Consider the following 2,503-nt stretch of genomic DNA (forward strand, 5'->3'; position numbering starts at 1 on the left):
ATATTGTATTTTACTCGATAATGTTTGGTATCCCTTCGTATTTGCAGCAGGTACGGCATTATAACGGACAAGAAGTAGGATTAATTATGCTATCGATTTCAGGATTCGGTATCCTCGTTACCCCCATAGTGGGCAGGTGGATTGACCGTTCCGGTTCGCGAACTCCACTGCTCGTTGGAACACTATTCGTTGTAGCTGGAACCTCCATGTTGTTAACCATACACGATAGCTCCACTCCGGCTTGGATTTTTGTCTGCTTATCTGTGCTTGGCATCAGCAACGGGTTTCAGAATCTCGGGCTGCAAACAGCCCTGTATTCTTATGTCACAACAGCAGAGACGGGCATTGCCTCGGGAATGTTCATGACTTCGCGTTTTATGGGAACAATTCTATCCTCAAGCTTGCTCGGAACGGTTTTCAGCAGTCAAATCACAACCGAACACTTTCACAGTTTAATTATCGGGTGCGTTATTATCAGCGTGTTAATGCTACTATTGTCTCTTCGCATGTTTATTAGAGGGAGAAGCGGGACAGAGCAAGTCCAGTCCCAGTAGCTTTGTCATCAGGAATTGATACATAAGGAGGTTAGTGCGATGAATAGCAGCCATAGTAGCAACAACCAAACTGTAACCTTGGGTATGGGGTGCTTCTGGGGTCCTGACGCGTTGTTCGGGCAGTTGGCTGGCATCACAAGAACGCGTGTGGGATTTGCTGGAGGAACGACTGAGAACCCAACTTACAGACAGCTCGGAGACCACTCCGAGACCGTCGAAATGGATTTCGATTCCAGTATCGTGAGTTTGGAGACCATCCTAAATGTGTTCTGGAGCAACCATAATCCAGTCAATATAAATGATTACAAAGGCCGGCAGTACAGATCTATAGTGTTGTATCGCGACCCTAATCAGATGAGTATAATCCGCAAAGTCATGGCTAACGGCGAGGAACAAGGGAATGGACTACCTGACACCGAGGTTGCTCCTTTTACCGGCTTTTATCCTGCTGAGGACAGACATCAGAAATATTATTTGAAACGGTATCCCGATGCGCTCGATAAGCTGAGAACCCTAATCCCAACTGATGAAGAACTGACCAACGCGACCTTGGCTGCAAGGTTGAACGGACTGGCGAAAGGTTATACGAATATGGATAAAATCATCAATGAAATCCGGACCTGGCTGATTAGCGCTGAGGAGCAAGAGGAGATCATTCGACTAATTAGACGAATAAAATGGTAGAAGCAGTGGAGGGCATCTTCATAGAGAAAAGGCAGCTGATCTATTGAGATTGGCTGCCTTTTTCCTGTTAATTCGTATAGGTATTCTTCACTCGTTTTGAATTGATAAAGTAGGGGATCCATATTAGACATGTGACCAATGCTTTGACAATATTTCTACCTTGCTCCCCCATAAGTTCGTGAGTAGCCATTTCCTCAATAGAATTTGAAATAAAATAATAGCCAATATTAGCAACAAAGTTAATCAGATAGAAATTGATCACCATATATTTCAATAATTTCTTTCTTTTAAAAACAAGATAACCTAGGAATACTGGAAAAATCACATAAAATAAGTTCAAAACAGTTTCATAGATGATTAAAAAAGAATATTTCCAGTTTTCTTCATACAGTTGGGACAAACGTCCACTTTGGTAAACGGGCATTATCGTTTCTATCAAATAGTATAAGGAGTTTCCAAAAGTTAATAAGAAGCCTAACGTTACCAAGTAAAGCCAGCCTCCAAAACCATATGGCTTAGCTTTTTCCACTAAAGGTGGCAATATTTCTGCCGTGTTATCCATTTTTATCGCTAAATCGTTTTCTGTGTTTGTCATTGAGTCACCTATCTGTTTTCTCCATTGGCTGGTGGAATTTGTTGTTATATTTTGAGAATTAATAATAGTATTCGTCACTTTTCTAATTAGTCCTCCTTGTACTGATCTTCTCTCTAGCGATAATTGTGCTGTTAGCGATGTAGCGGCGGATAAAAGAAAACCACCCTACGATGGTTAGTCGTAAGGTGGTATAAATCAATTAGCAATAGACCTTAATCCATTATTGAATCTATTTGTCGAGTAGTTGTTCCGTTCGTCATCCAAATGGCAAAATGCAAGGGATTATTATAACCATAAGTATACAAATTCAAACTTAAAGGATTATCAATCTGCCCCTCATAGTTATCTTCATAATCCTATTAAATTTCAATAAATATTTCCAAAATAATTATTTTTAATAATTTATTTATAAATATTACATAAACACTCAAAAGTAGATTGTTTTATAAATTTTATTTAGATAAGTTACAATAAAGCTCGTCCCATCCACATACTAAAACAAAGAACCGCAATTGTTTGCGGTTCTTTGTTTTAGTATGTTTTTTTAAGCTCTAATAAAAGAACTGTCTTTATGCTGTCCCAAGCCTACTAAACCAGCTACCCCTGCCGACTATATCCATTGCCAATTCCGGGAAAAGGGAATGGCCGCGACACATATCCCGTATAGGAG

General features: G+C 40.0%; 3 protein-coding genes. 2 read left to right on the forward strand and 1 reads right to left on the reverse strand.

Annotation, left to right across the window (positions count from 1 at the left end; all coding sequences use genetic code 11):
* Both AC1DUA_RS33610 and AC1DUA_RS33615 read left to right on the forward strand, forming a co-directional pair.
* The coding region (locus tag AC1DUA_RS33610; RefSeq protein ID WP_477503868.1) for an MFS transporter at window positions 1-554 on the forward strand (554 nt) is incomplete at its 5' end.
* Window positions 555-593: 39 nt separating this feature from the next.
* The gene (locus AC1DUA_RS33615) at window positions 594-1,238 is read left to right on the forward strand and encodes a peptide-methionine (S)-S-oxide reductase MsrA (protein WP_477503869.1); all 645 of its coding nucleotides are present in this window, start codon (window positions 594-596) and stop codon (window positions 1,236-1,238) included.
* 67 nt (window positions 1,239-1,305) lie between these two features.
* Here AC1DUA_RS33615 and AC1DUA_RS33620 read toward each other — a convergent pair whose 3' ends face one another.
* Window positions 1,306-1,911, reverse strand: coding sequence for a DUF2569 domain-containing protein (locus tag AC1DUA_RS33620; protein ID WP_477503870.1), 606 nt, complete (start codon window positions 1,909-1,911; stop codon window positions 1,306-1,308).
* Window positions 1,912-2,503: the final 592 nt, after the last annotated feature.

The sequence above is a fragment of the Paenibacillus sp. 01T422 genome (assembly GCF_056398785.1).

Bases quoted from the DNA above. Each gene is read 5' to 3' on its own strand.
- AC1DUA_RS33615 (WP_477503869.1), top strand. From the start codon at position 594: ATGAATAGCAGCCATAGTAGCAACAACCAAACTGTAACCTTGGGTATG.